Genomic DNA, 15,136 nt, shown 5'->3' on the forward strand with positions numbered 1-15,136 from the left:
TTGGCGTGATCGGGTTACTATACCGTGGCTTTTCCGATTGTCTGTGTCGGATATCTTTACTTACATGAGACCGCACCATGCCCTCTTTGCCCTGGCACGCCATCGACACTGTCCTGCTGGACATGGACGGCACCCTGCTCGACCTGCATTACGACAACCACTTCTGGATGGAGCACCTGCCCCAGCGCTACGCCGAGCTGCACGGGGTGAGCCGGGCCATGGCCGAGATGGAGTTGCAGCCTCTGTTCGAGCGTAACGCCGGACAGTTGCAATGGTATTGCCTGGATTTTTGGAGCACAGAACTGAAGATCCCAGTGCGTGAACTCAAGCTGGAAACCGCTCACCTGATTGCCCTGCGCCCGGATGCGGATACCTTTCTCGCGGCGATCAAACAGGCCGGCAAGCGCGTGATTCTGATCACCAACGCCCATCGTGATTCGCTGTCGTTGAAGTTGGAACGCATTGAACTGGCGCCGTATTTCGAGCGATTGATCAGCTCCCACGACTACGGTTTCGCAAAGGAAGATCCGCAGTTCTGGGATGCCTTGCAGGCCGACATTCAGTTTGATCCCTCGCGCAGCCTGTTTATCGACGACACCTTGCCTATCCTGCGCAGCGCCCAGGCGTTTGGCGTGGGCCATTTGCTGGCGGTAAAAGAGCCGGACAGCAAAAAAGGGCCGAAGGACACGGGCGAGTTTGCAGCAGTCGGTGACTACCGCGATCTCATTGTCGGGCTCTGACCAAATGTGGGAGGGGGCTTGCTCCCGATAGCAGTGTGTCAGTCAAGGAAGCTTTGACTGACACTCCGTTATCAGGGGGCAAGCCCCCTCCCATATTTTCGCCCGTGTATTACTCAGGAATACGCAGCGTCTGCCCTGGGTAAATCTTGTCCGGGTTCGACAACTGCGGTTTGTTAGCTTCGAAGATTTTGTTGTACTGATTGGCGTTGCCGTAGACCGCCAAGGATATTGCGCTAAGGGTGTCGCCCTTTTTCACCACGACGAAACGGGCTGCGGCAACTGCCGGGCCGGATACGGTGATCTGGTCATCCACACTGGCCACACCGGCAATATTGCCCGCCGCCAGAATGATTTTTTCTTTCTCTTCCTGACTGGCAACGGTTCCAGTAAGCGTGACCTTGTCACCCTCCACAGTCGCGTGAACATCGGGATTACCCAGCCCGACTTCTTCAATGTGCTTTTTCAGATCATCGCTTGCGTTGGCGTTGCCCGGGGTCAACAGCTTGGCCAACTTCTCGCCTGCTTCCTTAACAAAGCTAAAAAGACTCATCGTACGCGCTCCTTGGTAGTTGATTTCCAGATGCCAAAGACTAGACCAGTCCTACAGATTTGGGTTCCAGCCCGGCCAAAGACCCAAACGCGCTAGAATCCCCCCGCCATTGGAATAAGCCCTGGAGCGAAGATGGACATCAAACAGCTGAAATTCCTGATCGCCCTCGACGAAACCCGGCACTTCGGCCAGGCAGCGGCTCGTTGCCACATTACCCAGCCCACCCTGTCGATGCGCCTGCGCAGCCTCGAAGAAGAGTTGGACTTGCCCCTGGTCAATCGCGGCCAGCGCTTCGAAGGCTTCACCGCACCCGGTGAACGGGTGCTGGCGTGGGCCCGAACAGTGCTGGCGGCGTATGACGGCTTGCAGGCTGAAGCTGCTGCCTGTCGCGGCAACCTGGTGGGTACGTTGCGTTTGGGCGTGGTGCCGCTGTCGAGCTTTGATCCGTTGGCGTTGATGCAACAACTGCATAAAGAACACCCGAGCCTGCGCTTCGAGCTATCGGCCTTGAGCTCCGAACAGATCCTTGAACAACTTGCGAGTAATCGACTGGACCTGGGCGTCTCCTATCTTGAGCGTTTGGATAATGAACGCTTTGACTCACTGGCCTTGGGCGAAACGCGCATGGGCCTGCTCTACGACCAGCGGTTTTTCAGCTTTGGCGACAAGCCGTTGAGCTGGGAGGCCCTGACCGAACTGCCCCTGGGCATGCTCACCAGTGGCATGCATTTTCGCCAGTCCATCGACCACAACTTCCACAGCCGTGGACTCAATCCCCAACCGCTGCTGCAAACCGATGCCGTCCATCAGTTGCTACAGGCGGTACACGGCGGGCTGTGTTGCGCGGTCATGCCCCTGGACGGTGGCCTGGATGCGCTCACCGAGCACCTGCGCCTGCAACCTATCGAGGATGCCCACACCCTTGCGCGCCTGGGGCTGATCATGCGTCGCAGCGCACCGCGCTCCGCGCTCGCAGAGGCATGTTTCGCGCTGTTTCAGAAATCGCAAAACGCGTCTTGATCGACGTCATCTATCGGTAGATCAGTACTGGCAATTAGACGCGACGCTTTGTCGCGCCTAGTCTAAACACTGACCAATCCGCCGGTGGTACTGCCCCATGAACGCCAAGCGCCCAGTCTGCGCGGCGCCCGCCTCTGAAACGCCCGCGCCCGCCGCCAGCCAGAGCTACCAATACTGCAATCTCGAACACACAGAGGTCGCCAGCACTGCGTTGGCGGAAGAAGTGGCGTTGGCGATCGCCTATAACGACATCAGCCAGGCAGTCATGCTGGTCACGCCGACGGACCTGGAAGACTTTATCGTCGGCTTCAGCATCGGCAGCGGCATTATCGCCGACGTTAGCGACATCTATGATCTCAAACTCAGCGGTTCAGGCTCGACCCAGTACGCTCAGGTGCAGATTTCCAGCCGCGCGTTCTGGAATCTCAAGCAGCAACGTCGCCAGTTGGCGGGCACCAGCGGTTGTGGTTTGTGCGGTGTAGAAGCGGTGGAACAAGCCTTGCCTGACCTTAAGGTCCTGCCCGGCGCACCACTGCCACCCGCCGAATGGCTTGATGGTCTGCGCCAGCGCATCAGCGCCTTTCAGCCTCTGGGCCAATACAGCGGCGCGGTGCATGCGGCGGTGTTCATGAACAGCCAAGGCGAACTGTTGATGGGCCGCGAAGACATTGGCCGGCACAACGCGCTCGATAAATTGATCGGTGCGTTGATCCGCCAAAAGATCCCGACCGATGGCGGCCTGGCGATTGTCACTAGTCGTTGCAGCCTCGAATTGATCCAGAAAGTTTTGCGCGCAGGCATCCAGACCCTCGTCAGCCTGTCGTCGCCCACCGGCCTGGCCCTGCAATGGGCCCGCCGGCACAACCTCAATCTCATCCACCTGCCGCAGAAAAGTGCGCCGCGGGTCTACAGCCCTGCGATGGAGAACCAGCCGTGAGCAATCATCATCAAGCCGACCAAACCCCAACCCCGCGCTACAAGCCTTACAAAGGCCCGGCGGGCGGCTGGGGCGCGCTGATCAGCGTGGCACAGGCGTGGTTGACCAGCGACAACGCGCTGAAAAACCTGCGCATGATGCTCAAGACCAACCAGAACGGCGGCTTTGACTGCCCGGGCTGCGCCTGGGGCGACTCGCCGGAAAGCGGCATGGTCAAGTTCTGCGAAAACGGCGCCAAGGCGGTCAACTGGGAAGCCACCAAACGTCGTGTAGACGCTGCATTCTTCGCCAAACACAGCGTCACTGCGCTGCTGGAACAGAGCGATTACTGGCTCGAATACCAGGGCCGCCTGACCGAGCCGATGCGCTACGACGCCGAAACAGACCGCTACACACCCGTCAGTTGGGAAGCAGCCTTCGACCTGATCGGCCAGCACCTCAACGCACTGCCAAGCCCGGATATGGCCGAGTTCTACACCTCGGGCCGGGCCAGCAACGAGGCGGCGTACCTGTACCAGCTGTTCGTGCGCGCCTACGGCACCAACAACTTCCCGGATTGCTCGAACATGTGCCACGAGGCCAGCGGCGTGGCCTTGGCGCAAAGCGTGGGCGTCGGCAAAGGCACCGTGACCTTTGATGACTTCGAACATGCCGATGCGATTTTCGTCTGGGGCCAGAACCCCGGCACCAACCACCCGCGCATGCTCGAACCGCTGCGTGAAGCGGTTAAACGCGGCGCCCAGGTGGTGTGTATCAACCCGCTGAAAGAGCGCGGTCTGGAACGTTTTCAGCACCCGCAACACCCGCTGGAAATGCTCACCAACGGCGACAAGCCGACCAATACCGCCTACTTTCGCCCAGCGCTGGGTGGCGACATGGCTATCCTGCGCGGCATGGCCAAGTTCCTGCTGCTGTGGGAACGCCAGGCGCAGGCCGAAGGCAAGGAAGCCGTGTTCGACCACGACTTCCTCAACGAACACACGGCCAACGTGCTCGATTACCTGGGCCAGATCGACGACACCTCGTGGGATGAAATCGTCGCGCAATCCGGCCTCCCACTGGTGGAGATTGAGCAAGCGGCACGCATGTACGCCAAAGGCAAAAACGTGATCATGTGCTGGGCGATGGGCATCACCCAGCACCGCCACTCGGTACCGACCATCCAGGAAATCGCCAACCTGATGCTGCTGCGCGGCAACATCGGCCGCCCAGGCGCCGGTTTGTGCCCGGTGCGCGGCCACAGCAACGTGCAGGGCGACCGCACCATGGGCATTAACGAACGTCCACCGGTGGCGTTCCTCGACGCCCTGGAGCGTCGCTTCCAGTTCCAGGTGCCGCGTACCAACGGGCACAACGTGGTGGAAGCGATCCACGCGATGCTTGAAGGCCGCTCCAAAGTATTTATCGGCCTGGGCGGCAACTTCGCCCAAGCTACCCCGGACAGCCCGCGCACCTTCGAAGCACTGCGTAATTGCGACCTGACCGTGCAGATCAGCACCAAGCTCAATCGCAGCCACCTGATGCACGGCAAGGACGCGCTGATCCTCCCGTGTTTGGGCCGTACCGACATCGACATCCAGGCCGACGGCCCGCAGGCGGTCACGGTGGAAGATTCGTTCAGCATGGTTCACGGCTCCAATGGCCAACTGCAACCCCTGTCGAAGCTGATGAAGTCCGAGCCAGCAATCCTGGCCGGCATTGCCGCCGCGACGCTGGGCAGCAAGCCGGTCGACTGGAACTGGCTGGTGGCCGACTACAGCCGTATCCGCGACCTGATTGCCGATACCATTCCAGGCTTCAAGGACTTCAACGACAAGATCAAAAACCCAGGTGGCTTCTACTTAGGCAACTCCGCCGGCGCGCGCCGTTGGAACACGCCTTCGGGTCGCGCCAACTTCCGCCCGAACATCCTGCCCAAAGACTTGATCCACGAACGCACCCACGCCACTGGCCGGGTACCGGATCTGATCATGCAGTCGATGCGCTCCCACGATCAGTACAACACCACCATTTATGGCCTGGATGACCGCTATCGCGGCGTGAAAGGCCAGCGTGACGTACTGTTCGTCAACGAAGCCGACATCATCCGCCTGGGCTTCAAGCCGGGGCAGAAGGCTGACATCGTGTCGCTGTGGGAAGATGGCCGTGAGCGTCGTGTGAAGGGCTTCACGTTGCTGGCGTTTGATATCCCGGCGGGGCAGGCAGCCGCTTACTATCCGGAAGTGAACCCGCTGGTGCCGCTGGAAAGCACCGGGGATGGCAGCCATACGCCAACATCGAAGTTCGTGGCGATCCGCTTGGAAGCCGCAAGCGATAATGGCCTGATCATGGCCCGGACAGCCTGACTGATCATTTCGGACACAAAAAAGGCCGCTTTTGCATAAAAGCGGCCGTTCCGAAGTAGTTAAAGACTCTCAAAAACCACTTAAGTTCCCGATTAAAAACAGTAACTTAGAGGATTGTGTACAACTCGTGTTACTGGTCGGAATTCTATTGTCACAATGTCAATACAGCCTCAGGATCGCGCCGTCATCCTCTTGAGGTTTCCCGAATGAAGTTCTCCTCGATTCTCTTGTTGTCCCTTGGCCTGGTCAGTGGCGCAGCCATGGCCGGTGGCACCACCGAAGCCGGTGTAGGCGGCGCATTGGGCGGGGTTCTAGGTTCTGTCGTCGGCCAGCAGTTGGGCGGCAACACCGGTTCGACCATCGGCGCGGCCCTCGGTGGCGCAGGTGGTAGTGCGGTCGGCGCTGACAAGCGCAGCCGTGGCGAAGCCGCTATTGGCGGCGCCCTGGGCGCAGCCGGCGGCAACGTCGTAGGCCGCAGTGTCGGCGGTAGCACAGGTGCACTGATCGGCTCGGCTGCAGGCGGTGGCGCGGGCGGTGCACTGGGCAACTACATGGGCAACAAGAGCGATGACGATGATCGTCGTGATCGTGGGCGCGACAACCGTCGCTATGACCGTGATGACCATCGCGGCCGCGGCCATGCCTATGGGCATCGCAAGAACAAGCATCACTACCGTCACCGGTAATCTCTAAAAAACGCCGCAAAACCAATGTGAGAGCAAGCTTGCACCCTCTCACATTGGTTTTTGCCGTCAGACCACCAACCGCTGCAGCGCCTCGCGCAACACTCCCGGAATGGTCACCGGCTGGTTCGACCCCCGATCCACAAACACATGCACAAAGCGCCCCGCCGCGCAGGCTTCCTCTTCGCCTGTCTTGAACACCGCCAACTCATACTGCACTGAGCTATTGCCTAACTTGCCCACTCGCAAGCCAATATCGATACGCTCGGGAAAGGCAATCGACGCGAAGTAATCGCACGCCGAACTCACCACAAACCCCACCACTTCGCCGCCATGAATATCCAGCCCGCCCTGCTCGATCAGGTAGGTATTCACCGCCGTGTCGAAAAAGCTGTAGTAGGTGACGTTATTCACGTGACCGTACACATCATTGTCGTGCCAGCGCGTGATGATCGGCTGGAAGTGAGGGTAATCGGCACGCTGTGGCACTGAATCAGGCATGGGTACCTCTGGTGAAAGTGGGTTTACAGGTCATTCAAATGGACTTCGGCCCAACTGCGTACTTCGGCATAGGGATAGTCTTCCAGCGCAGCAAAACCGGGAATGCCCCGCGCCTTCAGCTTGGTAAACAACGGCACACTGATACCCCCGAGAAAGCGCGTCAGTCGCTCGGCACCGGGCAGTTGGCCCGTGTGCTCATGATGCCTGTGGATAAAATCACCGCACAGCTCCATGAAATTTTTATCCACAAGCGGCGGCAAGCCCGGCGGTGATGGCAGGTGCGCCACATGGCCGTGACAGACCGAGCAATGTCCGCAGCGATGGGGGGCTTTTTCATCACCAAAATAATGGGCCAAGCGCTGGCCCAAGCAGTGATCGGTGGCAAACAGATCGAGCATGGCGTGAATCCGCGCCACTTCTGTCACCTCGTGGTGCTTAAAGCCTGTGTATAACTCGGCGCTTAACACCTGTGGATCAAATTCGGTATTCAGCAGGCTGTAGACCTCAGTCATCTGCTTGCTTTCCAGCTCGATCAGGCCTTGCTCCTGGAAGTAATCCAGCGCCTTCACCACACGATTGCGCTCGGCATTGTGCTGCTGATACAGCGCGTCGAAATCCACCGTCGCCCAGGTCTTAGCACGCTTGCACACTTGAATAATCGCCGCGACAAACTGCTGCCGCTCACCGGAAAACCGCGCCAGTAACGCTTCGGGCTCAATCAGGTATTTGAAGCGGTATTCGGCATAAAACGCGTAGCGCGGCGCGATCACGCCTTTGAGCTCCAACTGCACCAGCAGGGTCTTGAGTGGCAGCTCGCGGATATTGCTGTGGTCCGACAGCGACCTCAGTAAAAACTCCCACTGCCCTTCACTGCGCGCCGCCTGCAAATCCTCCAGCACCCGGCGGATCCCCTCCTGCTCAGGCGTGTCACCGTACACAAAGTTTTCCAGCACATTGAGGCTGTCACGGTTGGCCAACACCAGGCAGTCCGACGGCTGCCCATCACGCCCGGCGCGGCCTATCTCCTGGCTGTAGTTCTCGATGGATTTGGGCAGGTCAAAATGCACCACATTGCGGATGTCACTCTTGTCGATGCCCATGCCAAACGCGATGGTGGCGACAATGCAATTGGAGCGCCCGCTCATGAAGCGCTGCTGGATACCCTCACGTCTGTCGTGGGGCAAGCCGGCGTGATACGCCTCGGCCTGTATGCCATTGCGGTTCAGATGCTCGGCAATATGCTCGGCGGTTTTTTGCAGGGTGACGTAGACGATGCTCGGCTGGTTGGCCCGTTCGCTCATCCATTGCACCAGGCGACGGCGTTTGTCCGCGCCGCTGACCGGTTCGAACAACAGGTTCAGGTTCGGCCTATAGAACCCCGTAGTCACCACATCACCCGGCGCTATGGCGAACTTCGCCTGCATATCGGCAATCACCTTGGGCGTGGCTGTAGCCGTCAGCAGCAGCGCTTGTGGGATCTTGAACTGACGCTGGTAGTCCGGCAGCTTCAGGTAGTCCGGGCGAAAGTTATGGCCCCACTCAGAAATGCAGTGCGCCTCGTCCACCACCAGCAGCGAGATCTGCACACTTTGCAGGAAGTTGCGGAAACGCTCGTTCTTCAAGCGCTCCACGGAAATCATCAGGATTTTCAGCTCACCGGAACGGGCGCGGGCCATCACGTCATTGGCGTCGTCACGACTCTGGGCCGAATCGATACTGCCCGCCGAAATGCCATGGCGTTGCAAAAAGCCCAACTGGTCCTGCATCAGTGCCAACAGTGGCGAGACCACCAGCGTCAGATGCGGCAGCAACACTGCTGACAGCTGATAACACAGGGATTTACCCGACCCAGTAGGGAAAATTGCAGCCGCCGAACGACCGGCCAGAACGGCGCTGACCGTTTCTTCCTGACCCAAACGAAACTGTGGATAACCAAAGACCTGCTGGAGGGTGTCGTGCATAGGCTGTCACTCCATTGACCGCTGAAGGTGGCTTAAAAACGTAGCCCAGTAAGCTCAGCGGATCGAGAAAGGTCGCATGGAAAAAGAGACAGGATGATACACAGGCTGGGAGATGGCCCAGGGCCGAAGTGGGAATAACCTGATGATGCAGTAGGAAACACACCGATCCAAATGTGGGAGGAAGCAAGCACCTCCCACATCTTTAGAACTGCGCTACAGCTGAATCAGCGGTTCTGCACCCGCTCAATCGCCGTGTCATACACCGGGTTGGCTTTCTGTTCCTTGGCCAACTGGTAGTGACGCAGCGCATCCTGGAACTGCCCCGCCGCTTCGTAGATCCGCGCAATGTTGTAGTAGGCACCTGCACGCACGGTCGCAGCATTGGCGCCGGTGGCAAGGGCGATAGCCTTGCGGTTGGCCCAGATCGACTCGGCAGTGTTACCGGCTTTCTGATACGCCAAGCCGAGGTTGCCGTAAGCCTTGCCGAAGCTGTTATCCAGATCGATGGCCTGACGGAAGTAGTCAATCGCCTGATCCAGGTTGCCTGCCTGGTAAGCCGCTTCACCTTTCAGGTTCAGCTTCTTCGCCTCAGTCTGTACGGAAGAGCTAACGGTGACTGCGGTGACCGCGACGCTGTCATCCAGCAGCGGTTTGACTTCGTTCAGCACATTGGCGGCATTCACTGTCACGCCACTGAAGGTGTTGATGTCCTGGAAGTCGCCGCTGCCGGTCATGCGGAACACCGTCCACAGGTTGCCGCTGCGGTTCTTAGGCACGTAGTAGGTGCGCACCAGCGATTGGCCCATGTACACGAACACCTTGGCTTCGCTGTCGGACAACTGGCGCGAGCCTGGGTTGCCGCCATTACTGTAGTCGTGCACGGCATAGACGTAGCTTTCGCCGTAGTGCTTTTTCTGCAGGGTGATGGTTTCCGGGCCGTAGCTGTCGGTGTCATCCACATCCAACTCGGCGTCGGTACCCTTCTGGTTCTCGAAATAGATGTTATTGCCGGGGAAAATCATGTGGGAGTCGAGGTCACTCGGGGTCTTGCCCCAGGTCAGCACCACACGCAGGCCATCGAGGTTTTCCATCACCGGGCTGATGGCGTAGGTCATGCCCGCGCATGGGCACTTCACCACCAGGTTGGAGTAGCCGGGCTTCTTGATGATCAGCAGGTTGCTCGCGTCATCGGCGGCCTCACTGGTCAGCGTCACTTGGCCCTGGGCGTTGGTGCGACCCACCACATTCTGCGCGCCGTTGCGTTGCAGTAGCACTTCGGCGTCGGCGATTTTCTGATCCTTGACCACGGCGCTTAGCACTTCAATCGGCAACTGTTCGGCCTGGACGGAAAAAGCCAACGCACACAATGACATCGCCGAAGCGACACGAAGCAAACCCATGCTTAACTCCCTTTAAGTAGTGGGCGGAAATCGCCCTACAAGATTTTGCGGTGAAACATACGCTTAATTCAGGCCACTGGCGGAGTTTTTGTAGAAAATGTGATGCCAAGCCACAAATGCCTGAAACAGTCGTAGGAAATTTCCACAGGTCACGACATCTCCTTCCCAAACTGCTCCAGACACCCGCTTAACCCTCTACAGAAGTTACCCGTCGCTGAATGAAAATAGCGCGGCCTCAACTTTCCCGGCAGAAACCTGTGAACATCGAAAGGACTCAATACATTGGCCACTACGGCATCACCTTCGCGGTGATTCGGTTTAGCGTTCTACCTGCCCATCGACAAACACTGGCAAACCTCTGTCTTTTGGAAGCCGGCACCCGCGCAACCGAAGTTCGCTATCGGCTGGCGGATCTCTACGGAAAAATGCTACCCGGTGATTTGCCTTGCAAAATGACTGTCGCAATCGCTAAGCCGCTGAACCGGCAGCAGGCAGATTTGCTCAATGAACGCGGGCGCCTTATCGCTCTAGCGTTAGCGGGACTTTTCAGTGCGCCAATTCACCCGTTTTCAAAACCAATAGCGCGCGCCGCTGCCACCACTGTGGGTGCGATCACCAAAAGTATTATTCGCAGCTATCCACTCGAAGCCATGGAATGTCAGAAGCCATGACTATCTGCGTTCAAATTGTCGCCTTTGTGGCGCTATACCTTGTTTTGAATCACCAAATCACAACCCCAATACTCAGAAAGCGATTTGCTATCACGTTGCTCGCGACAGGCGTTACGTTGGCATTCCTACTACCCTACGTAGCAGTAATCCTTAAAATGCCCCTCCTGCCTGTATTCCTATTCTTGATAGGCTTGGCACTCTTCATCACCCGAAACAAATTCCGCTTGAAACGCGACCTCCCTCTTCACCCACTCCTGCGTGCCCCCACCATGAACCTCGCCCCCGAGTTCCCCGAAGACCCCGTCATGCAGCAACTCCTGCAACTGCTGCACGAAGAAATCGGCCTGCCGAAACACAAGACTATCCGCCTGCAAACCTCACTCAATTTCGACCTGGGCTGTGACGGCAGTGAAGCCAAGCAACTGATGGAAGCGCTGGAGCAGGAATTCGCACTCGACCTGGGCGACTACGACACTTATCGTTACTTCAACCCGCCGGTCTTTGATGTGTTCCTCAAGCGTCGGGCCAAGGGGCGCGGCAACAAGGTTCCACTGACCATCGGCATGCTCTATCTCGCCATCAAGACTCACAGCTGGGACACGCAGACGCTGGAAAACCTGAGCTAACACGCAGCCCCCTGTAGGAGCCCGGCTTACCGGCGATGGCGGTCTTGAGGTCGCCATTGCCGGCAAGCGGGGCTGTTAAAGGAAATTGAGTCTTCAGAAAGGACGATACATGGACGTAACAATGGGCCTGCTGGCCGCCCTGCTCTGGGGTGGCACGGATTTCCTCGTCGGCCTCAATGCCCGGGCTGTCGGCGTTAAACGCGCCGTTTACTTTGGCCAGGCGCTCGGCTTCCTGATCATGACCTTGCTACTGGTCATGTTGCCGACCTTTCTCTTCAAATCCCTCGACGCCCCGCTAAGCGCCTGGCTGCTGGGCATCGCAGCCGCGCTGCTCACCGTGTCCGGCGCTCTCGCGCTGTCCAAAGCCTTCGCCATGGGCAAAGCCGCCATCGTTGCACCACTGGTGACATCGTACGGCGTGGTCACTACCTTATTGTCCTGGGCCAGCGGCGAGCACATCAGCCTTATACAACTCGGTTGCATTGCCCTATGCGTCATCGGCGTGATCCTCTCCAGCATCCACAAGGACAACGGCGTACCCCACAACAACCCCCGCCTATCCATCGCCTACGCCATGCTCGCCGCACTGTTGTACGGCGCCAGTTTCTGGCTGCAAGGCCGCTACACGCTACCCGCGTTGGGACCGATCACCATGCTTTGGTTGGGTTATCTGGTGGGCGTGTGCGTACTGGTAATGATGGTGCTGAAGATCAAAGATGGCCTGAAAATCCCGCCACTGAAAAACTGTGCGACGCTGACCGGCGCGAGCTTGATGAACCTCGGCGGGTTCTCGGCGTTTTCATGGGGTGCGATGGCGGGGTCGGTTTCGGTGGTGACGGTGATCAGTACGTTGTCAGGTGGGATTGCGGCGATTCTGGGGTTTGTGTTTTTCAAGGAGCGGCTCACTGCGGTGCAGGTGCTGGGGGTTGTATTGGTATTGATCGGAGCAGTAGTTCTGCACATCGCCGACTGACCTTTCGCGCATAAAAAAGCCGCCCACAAGAGGCGGCTTTTTCACAACACGCGAATCTTACAACTTAGGACCCGCAGCCTTGATCGCATCGCTCACTTCAAACTTCTTGAAGTTCTCGATGAACAGACCAGCCAGCGCCTTCGCGGCTTCATCGTAAGCGGCCTTGTCAGCCCAGGTGTTACGTGGGTTCAACAGGCCGGTTTCAACACCCGGTACGGCCAATGGCACGTCGAGGTTGATGGTGTCGAGGTGTTCGGTTTCAGCACCGATCAACGCGCCGCTCTGGATCGCTGCGATCACACCGCGAGTGGTCGGGATGTTGAAGCGCTTGCCAACGCCGTAGCCGCCGCCGGTCCAGCCGGTGTTGACCAGATAGACCTTGGAGCCGAAGCCGCGGATGCGCTTGATCAGCAGCTCTGCGTATTCGCCGGCTGGGCGTGGGAAGAATGGCGCGCCGAAGCAGGTGGAGAAAGTCGACTTGATGCCGCTACCCGACCCCATCTCAGTCGAACCCACCAATGCGGTGTAGCCGGACAGGAAGTGGTAGGCCGCTTGTTCTTCGCTGAGGATAGACACTGGTGGCAGTACGCCGGTCAGGTCGCAGGTCAGGAAGATCACTGCGTTTGGCTCGCCGCCCAGGTTCTTCTCGGAACGTTTGGCAACGTGCTCCAGCGGGTAAGCGGCGCGGCTGTTCTGGGTCAGGCTCACGTCGGCGTAGTCGGCGTGCTTGGCGTCGTCGATCACGACGTTTTCCAATACTGCGCCGTGCTTGATGGCTTTCCAGATAACTGGCTCGTTCTTCTCGGACAGGTCGATGCATTTGGCATAGCAACCGCCTTCGATGTTGAACACCACGCCTTCGCCCCAACCGTGTTCATCGTCACCGATCAGGTAACGGCTTTCGTCGGCCGACAGGGTGGTTTTACCGGTGCCGGACAGGCCGAAGAACAGGGTCACGTCGCCCGCTTCGCCGATGTTGGCGGCGCAGTGCATCGGCAGTACGTCGGAAGCCGGCAGCAGGAAGTTCTGCACCGAGAACATGGCTTTCTTCATTTCACCGGCGTAACGCATGCCAGCGATGAGTACTTTTTTCTGTGCGAAGTTGAGAATCACGCAACCGTCGGAGTTGGTGCCATCACGCTCTGGCACGCACTCGAAGTTAGCCACGTTGAGCACTTGCCATTCGTCACGGCCGGCCGGGTTGTACTGGGCCGGGTTGATGAACAGGCAACGACCGAACAGGTTCTGCCAGGCAGTCTGGGTGGTCATTTTCACAGCTAGGTAGTGGTCTTCGGCAGCCCCTACGTGAACGTGGGAAACGAAGTGCTCTTGCGCGTTGTTGAAAGCCTCGACGCGAGCCCACAGGGCATCGAACTTGTCGGCCGGGAACTTGCGGTTGATCGGGCCCCAGGCGATAGCGTCCTGGGTGGAAGGCTCTTCAACGATGAAACGGTCGACCGGCGAACGACCGGTGCGATGACCGGTTTCTACGACCAGTGCGCCAGTATCGGCAAGCACGCCTTCACCGCGCTGCAGGGCTTCTTTGACCAGATCGTCAACACTCAGATCGGTGTATACGGCGTTATTGGCTTGCGTCATGAGGTTCCCCGTCGGCCTATGGCCGAGTGCTCCAAACGTTTTGTAGTAGAAAGTTGCGCACTACTACCGCGAAAAAAGTGGGCCGGATTATGCCAGAAAAGCCCAAAAAGAGTAGGGCCCTCCCGTCAGAACACCTCTAATCCGGCATTTGTCAGGTGATTTACCTGTGCTTAAACGTTTTAGTGGCGGGTGTCGGATGGCGTGTCGATGCCTGCGCCAGCGAACAATTGAGTGACATCGGCAGCATCGAACAGGTAGCGCTGGTTGCAGAACTGGCAGTCGATCTCGATGTTGCCACCGTGTTCCACCACCAGATTTTGCGCATCTTCCAGACCCAGGCTGACCAATGCGCTACCCGAACGCTCGCGGGAGCAACTGCAATGGAAGCGCAAGGTTTGCGCGTCGAACAGGCGCACAGGTTCTTCGTGGTAGAGGCGATGCAGGATGGTTTCGTTGTTCAAGCCCAGCAGCTCTTCGGCTTTCAGGGTGTCGGCCAGAGCGATGGTGTGCCGCCAGCTTTCAGCGCGATCGTCGTCGTCCTTGATGCGGTCGGCCGGCAATTGCTGCAACAGCATGCCACGGGCGCGTTTGCCGTCTGCGTTGAGCCAGAACTTGGTGCCGACTTGTTGGGACATCACGAAATAGTTAGTGAAGCAATCCGACAAGGTTTCGCCGTCGAGGTCGACGATGCCCTGGTAACGCTGGCCTACGGTCGGGTCGACGGTGAGCGCCAGGACGCCGTTGGGCATCAGGTCCGCCAGCATGGCGTCCGGGGCAATCAGGTCGGCGTCATAACGGGCCAGGCCGCGGATTTCACGTTCGCTGGAGCACTCGATCATCAGCAGCGGGATCGGGCCTTCGGAGCGGGCCTGCAGGATTAGCAAACCGTCAAACTTCATGGTGCCGACCAGCAACGCCGCAGCGGCCATCAGCTCTCCAAGCAGTTGCGCGACCGGCTCAGGATAGGGGTGCTTGGCGAGGACTTCGGCGTAGCTGAGTTCCAACGAAACCATTTCGCCGCGGGCGTCGCTCTCGTCGAAGATGAAGCGTTGGGTGAAGTCGGTATCCGGTAGATCAGTCATAGGTCTGGGTATCTGAATTGATGACAAATTGATTACAAGGTTTATAGA

Annotated in this window: 14 protein-coding genes; 8 read left to right on the top strand and 6 right to left on the bottom strand. The window is 58.5% G+C overall.

The window, feature by feature from the left end; translation table 11 throughout:
• Positions 1-77: 77 nt before the first annotated feature.
• A complete protein-coding gene (gene yrfG / locus ACVWXD_RS23345; RefSeq protein WP_032884964.1) occupies positions 78-740 on the top strand; it encodes a GMP/IMP nucleotidase in 663 nt (220 codons plus the stop codon).
• Positions 741-849: 109 nt separating this feature from the next.
• On the opposite strand, the gene lysM is transcribed toward yrfG, so the two are convergent.
• Positions 850-1,290, bottom strand: a complete 441-nt coding sequence (gene lysM, locus ACVWXD_RS23350; RefSeq protein WP_095186282.1) for a peptidoglycan-binding protein LysM — start codon at positions 1,288-1,290, stop codon at positions 850-852.
• Positions 1,291-1,422: 132 nt separating this feature from the next.
• Between lysM and ACVWXD_RS23355 the strand changes: the two genes are divergently transcribed.
• The 4 genes from ACVWXD_RS23355 to ACVWXD_RS23370 all read left to right on the top strand — a co-directional run bounded on the left by ACVWXD_RS23355 (position 1,423) and on the right by ACVWXD_RS23370 (position 6,278).
• Complete coding sequence (locus ACVWXD_RS23355) at positions 1,423-2,310, top strand: LysR family transcriptional regulator (protein WP_032884960.1); 888 nt, start codon at positions 1,423-1,425, stop codon at positions 2,308-2,310.
• 97 nt (positions 2,311-2,407) lie between these two features.
• Complete coding sequence (gene fdhD, locus ACVWXD_RS23360) at positions 2,408-3,247, top strand: formate dehydrogenase accessory sulfurtransferase FdhD (protein ID WP_032884958.1); 840 nt, start codon at positions 2,408-2,410, stop codon at positions 3,245-3,247.
• Complete coding sequence (locus tag ACVWXD_RS23365; RefSeq protein ID WP_032884956.1) at positions 3,244-5,592, top strand: FdhF/YdeP family oxidoreductase; 2,349 nt, start codon at positions 3,244-3,246, stop codon at positions 5,590-5,592. Before fdhD ends, ACVWXD_RS23365 begins: the two co-directional genes overlap by 4 nt.
• 206 nt (positions 5,593-5,798) lie before the next feature.
• Positions 5,799-6,278 (top strand): glycine zipper domain-containing protein, encoded by a 480-nt coding sequence (locus ACVWXD_RS23370; RefSeq protein ID WP_032884954.1) that lies wholly within the window; start codon positions 5,799-5,801, stop codon positions 6,276-6,278.
• Positions 6,279-6,344: 66 nt separating this feature from the next.
• Here ACVWXD_RS23370 and ACVWXD_RS23375 read toward each other — a convergent pair whose 3' ends face one another.
• The 3 genes from ACVWXD_RS23375 to ACVWXD_RS23385 form a co-directional block, all read right to left on the bottom strand.
• Positions 6,345-6,776, bottom strand: a complete 432-nt coding sequence (locus ACVWXD_RS23375; RefSeq protein ID WP_032884953.1) for an acyl-CoA thioesterase — start codon at positions 6,774-6,776, stop codon at positions 6,345-6,347.
• A gap of 23 nt (positions 6,777-6,799) precedes the next feature.
• Positions 6,800-8,737 carry a RecQ family ATP-dependent DNA helicase gene (locus ACVWXD_RS23380; RefSeq protein ID WP_457371373.1) on the bottom strand — a complete coding sequence of 646 codons (1,938 nt, stop codon included), beginning with the start codon at positions 8,735-8,737 and terminating at the stop codon, positions 6,800-6,802.
• Positions 8,738-8,961: 224 nt separating this feature from the next.
• Complete coding sequence (locus ACVWXD_RS23385) at positions 8,962-10,137, bottom strand: tetratricopeptide repeat protein (RefSeq protein ID WP_260368047.1); 1,176 nt, start codon at positions 10,135-10,137, stop codon at positions 8,962-8,964.
• Between the two features lie 257 nt (positions 10,138-10,394).
• Between ACVWXD_RS23385 and ACVWXD_RS23390 the strand changes: the two genes are divergently transcribed.
• The 3 genes from ACVWXD_RS23390 to ACVWXD_RS23400 all read left to right on the top strand — a co-directional run bounded on the left by ACVWXD_RS23390 (position 10,395) and on the right by ACVWXD_RS23400 (position 12,407).
• Positions 10,395-10,808, top strand: coding sequence for a hypothetical protein (locus ACVWXD_RS23390; RefSeq protein WP_457371374.1), 414 nt, complete (start codon positions 10,395-10,397; stop codon positions 10,806-10,808).
• A 269-nt stretch (positions 10,809-11,077) separates the two neighbouring features.
• Positions 11,078-11,434 (top strand): DUF1493 family protein, encoded by a 357-nt coding sequence (locus ACVWXD_RS23395; RefSeq protein ID WP_181644145.1) that lies wholly within the window; start codon positions 11,078-11,080, stop codon positions 11,432-11,434.
• A 109-nt stretch (positions 11,435-11,543) separates the two neighbouring features.
• Positions 11,544-12,407 carry a DMT family transporter gene (locus ACVWXD_RS23400; protein ID WP_241089534.1) on the top strand — a complete coding sequence of 288 codons (864 nt, stop codon included), beginning with the start codon at positions 11,544-11,546 and terminating at the stop codon, positions 12,405-12,407.
• Between the two features lie 57 nt (positions 12,408-12,464).
• Here ACVWXD_RS23400 and ACVWXD_RS23405 read toward each other — a convergent pair whose 3' ends face one another.
• Together ACVWXD_RS23405 and hslO are read right to left on the bottom strand one after the other, a co-directional pair.
• The gene (locus ACVWXD_RS23405; protein ID WP_032884949.1) at positions 12,465-14,006 is read right to left on the bottom strand and encodes a phosphoenolpyruvate carboxykinase; all 1,542 of its coding nucleotides are present in this window, start codon (positions 14,004-14,006) and stop codon (positions 12,465-12,467) included.
• A gap of 179 nt (positions 14,007-14,185) precedes the next feature.
• A complete protein-coding gene (gene hslO, locus ACVWXD_RS23410; RefSeq protein ID WP_032884948.1) occupies positions 14,186-15,088 on the bottom strand; it encodes an Hsp33 family molecular chaperone HslO in 903 nt (300 codons plus the stop codon).
• Between the last annotated feature and the right edge of the window lie 48 nt (positions 15,089-15,136).

It is taken from the genome of Pseudomonas sp. TE3911, from assembly GCF_054062775.1.

Coding starts and splice junctions, on each gene's coding strand:
- ACVWXD_RS23400 (WP_241089534.1), top strand. CDS start 11,544: ATGGACGTAACAATGGGCCTGCTGGCCGCCCTGCTCTGGGGTGGCACG.
- hslO (WP_032884948.1), bottom strand. CDS start 15,088: ATGACTGATCTACCGGATACCGACTTCACCCAACGCTTCATCTTCGAC.
- ACVWXD_RS23405 (WP_032884949.1), bottom strand. CDS start 14,006: ATGACGCAAGCCAATAACGCCGTATACACCGATCTGAGTGTTGACGAT.
- ACVWXD_RS23385 (WP_260368047.1), bottom strand. CDS start 10,137: ATGGGTTTGCTTCGTGTCGCTTCGGCGATGTCATTGTGTGCGTTGGCT.
- ACVWXD_RS23355 (WP_032884960.1), top strand. CDS start 1,423: ATGGACATCAAACAGCTGAAATTCCTGATCGCCCTCGACGAAACCCGG.
- ACVWXD_RS23395 (WP_181644145.1), top strand. CDS start 11,078: ATGAACCTCGCCCCCGAGTTCCCCGAAGACCCCGTCATGCAGCAACTC.
- ACVWXD_RS23370 (WP_032884954.1), top strand. CDS start 5,799: ATGAAGTTCTCCTCGATTCTCTTGTTGTCCCTTGGCCTGGTCAGTGGC.
- ACVWXD_RS23380 (WP_457371373.1), bottom strand. CDS start 8,737: ATGCACGACACCCTCCAGCAGGTCTTTGGTTATCCACAGTTTCGTTTG.
- fdhD (WP_032884958.1), top strand. CDS start 2,408: ATGAACGCCAAGCGCCCAGTCTGCGCGGCGCCCGCCTCTGAAACGCCC.
- yrfG (WP_032884964.1), top strand. CDS start 78: ATGCCCTCTTTGCCCTGGCACGCCATCGACACTGTCCTGCTGGACATG.
- lysM (WP_095186282.1), bottom strand. CDS start 1,290: ATGAGTCTTTTTAGCTTTGTTAAGGAAGCAGGCGAGAAGTTGGCCAAG.
- ACVWXD_RS23375 (WP_032884953.1), bottom strand. CDS start 6,776: ATGCCTGATTCAGTGCCACAGCGTGCCGATTACCCTCACTTCCAGCCG.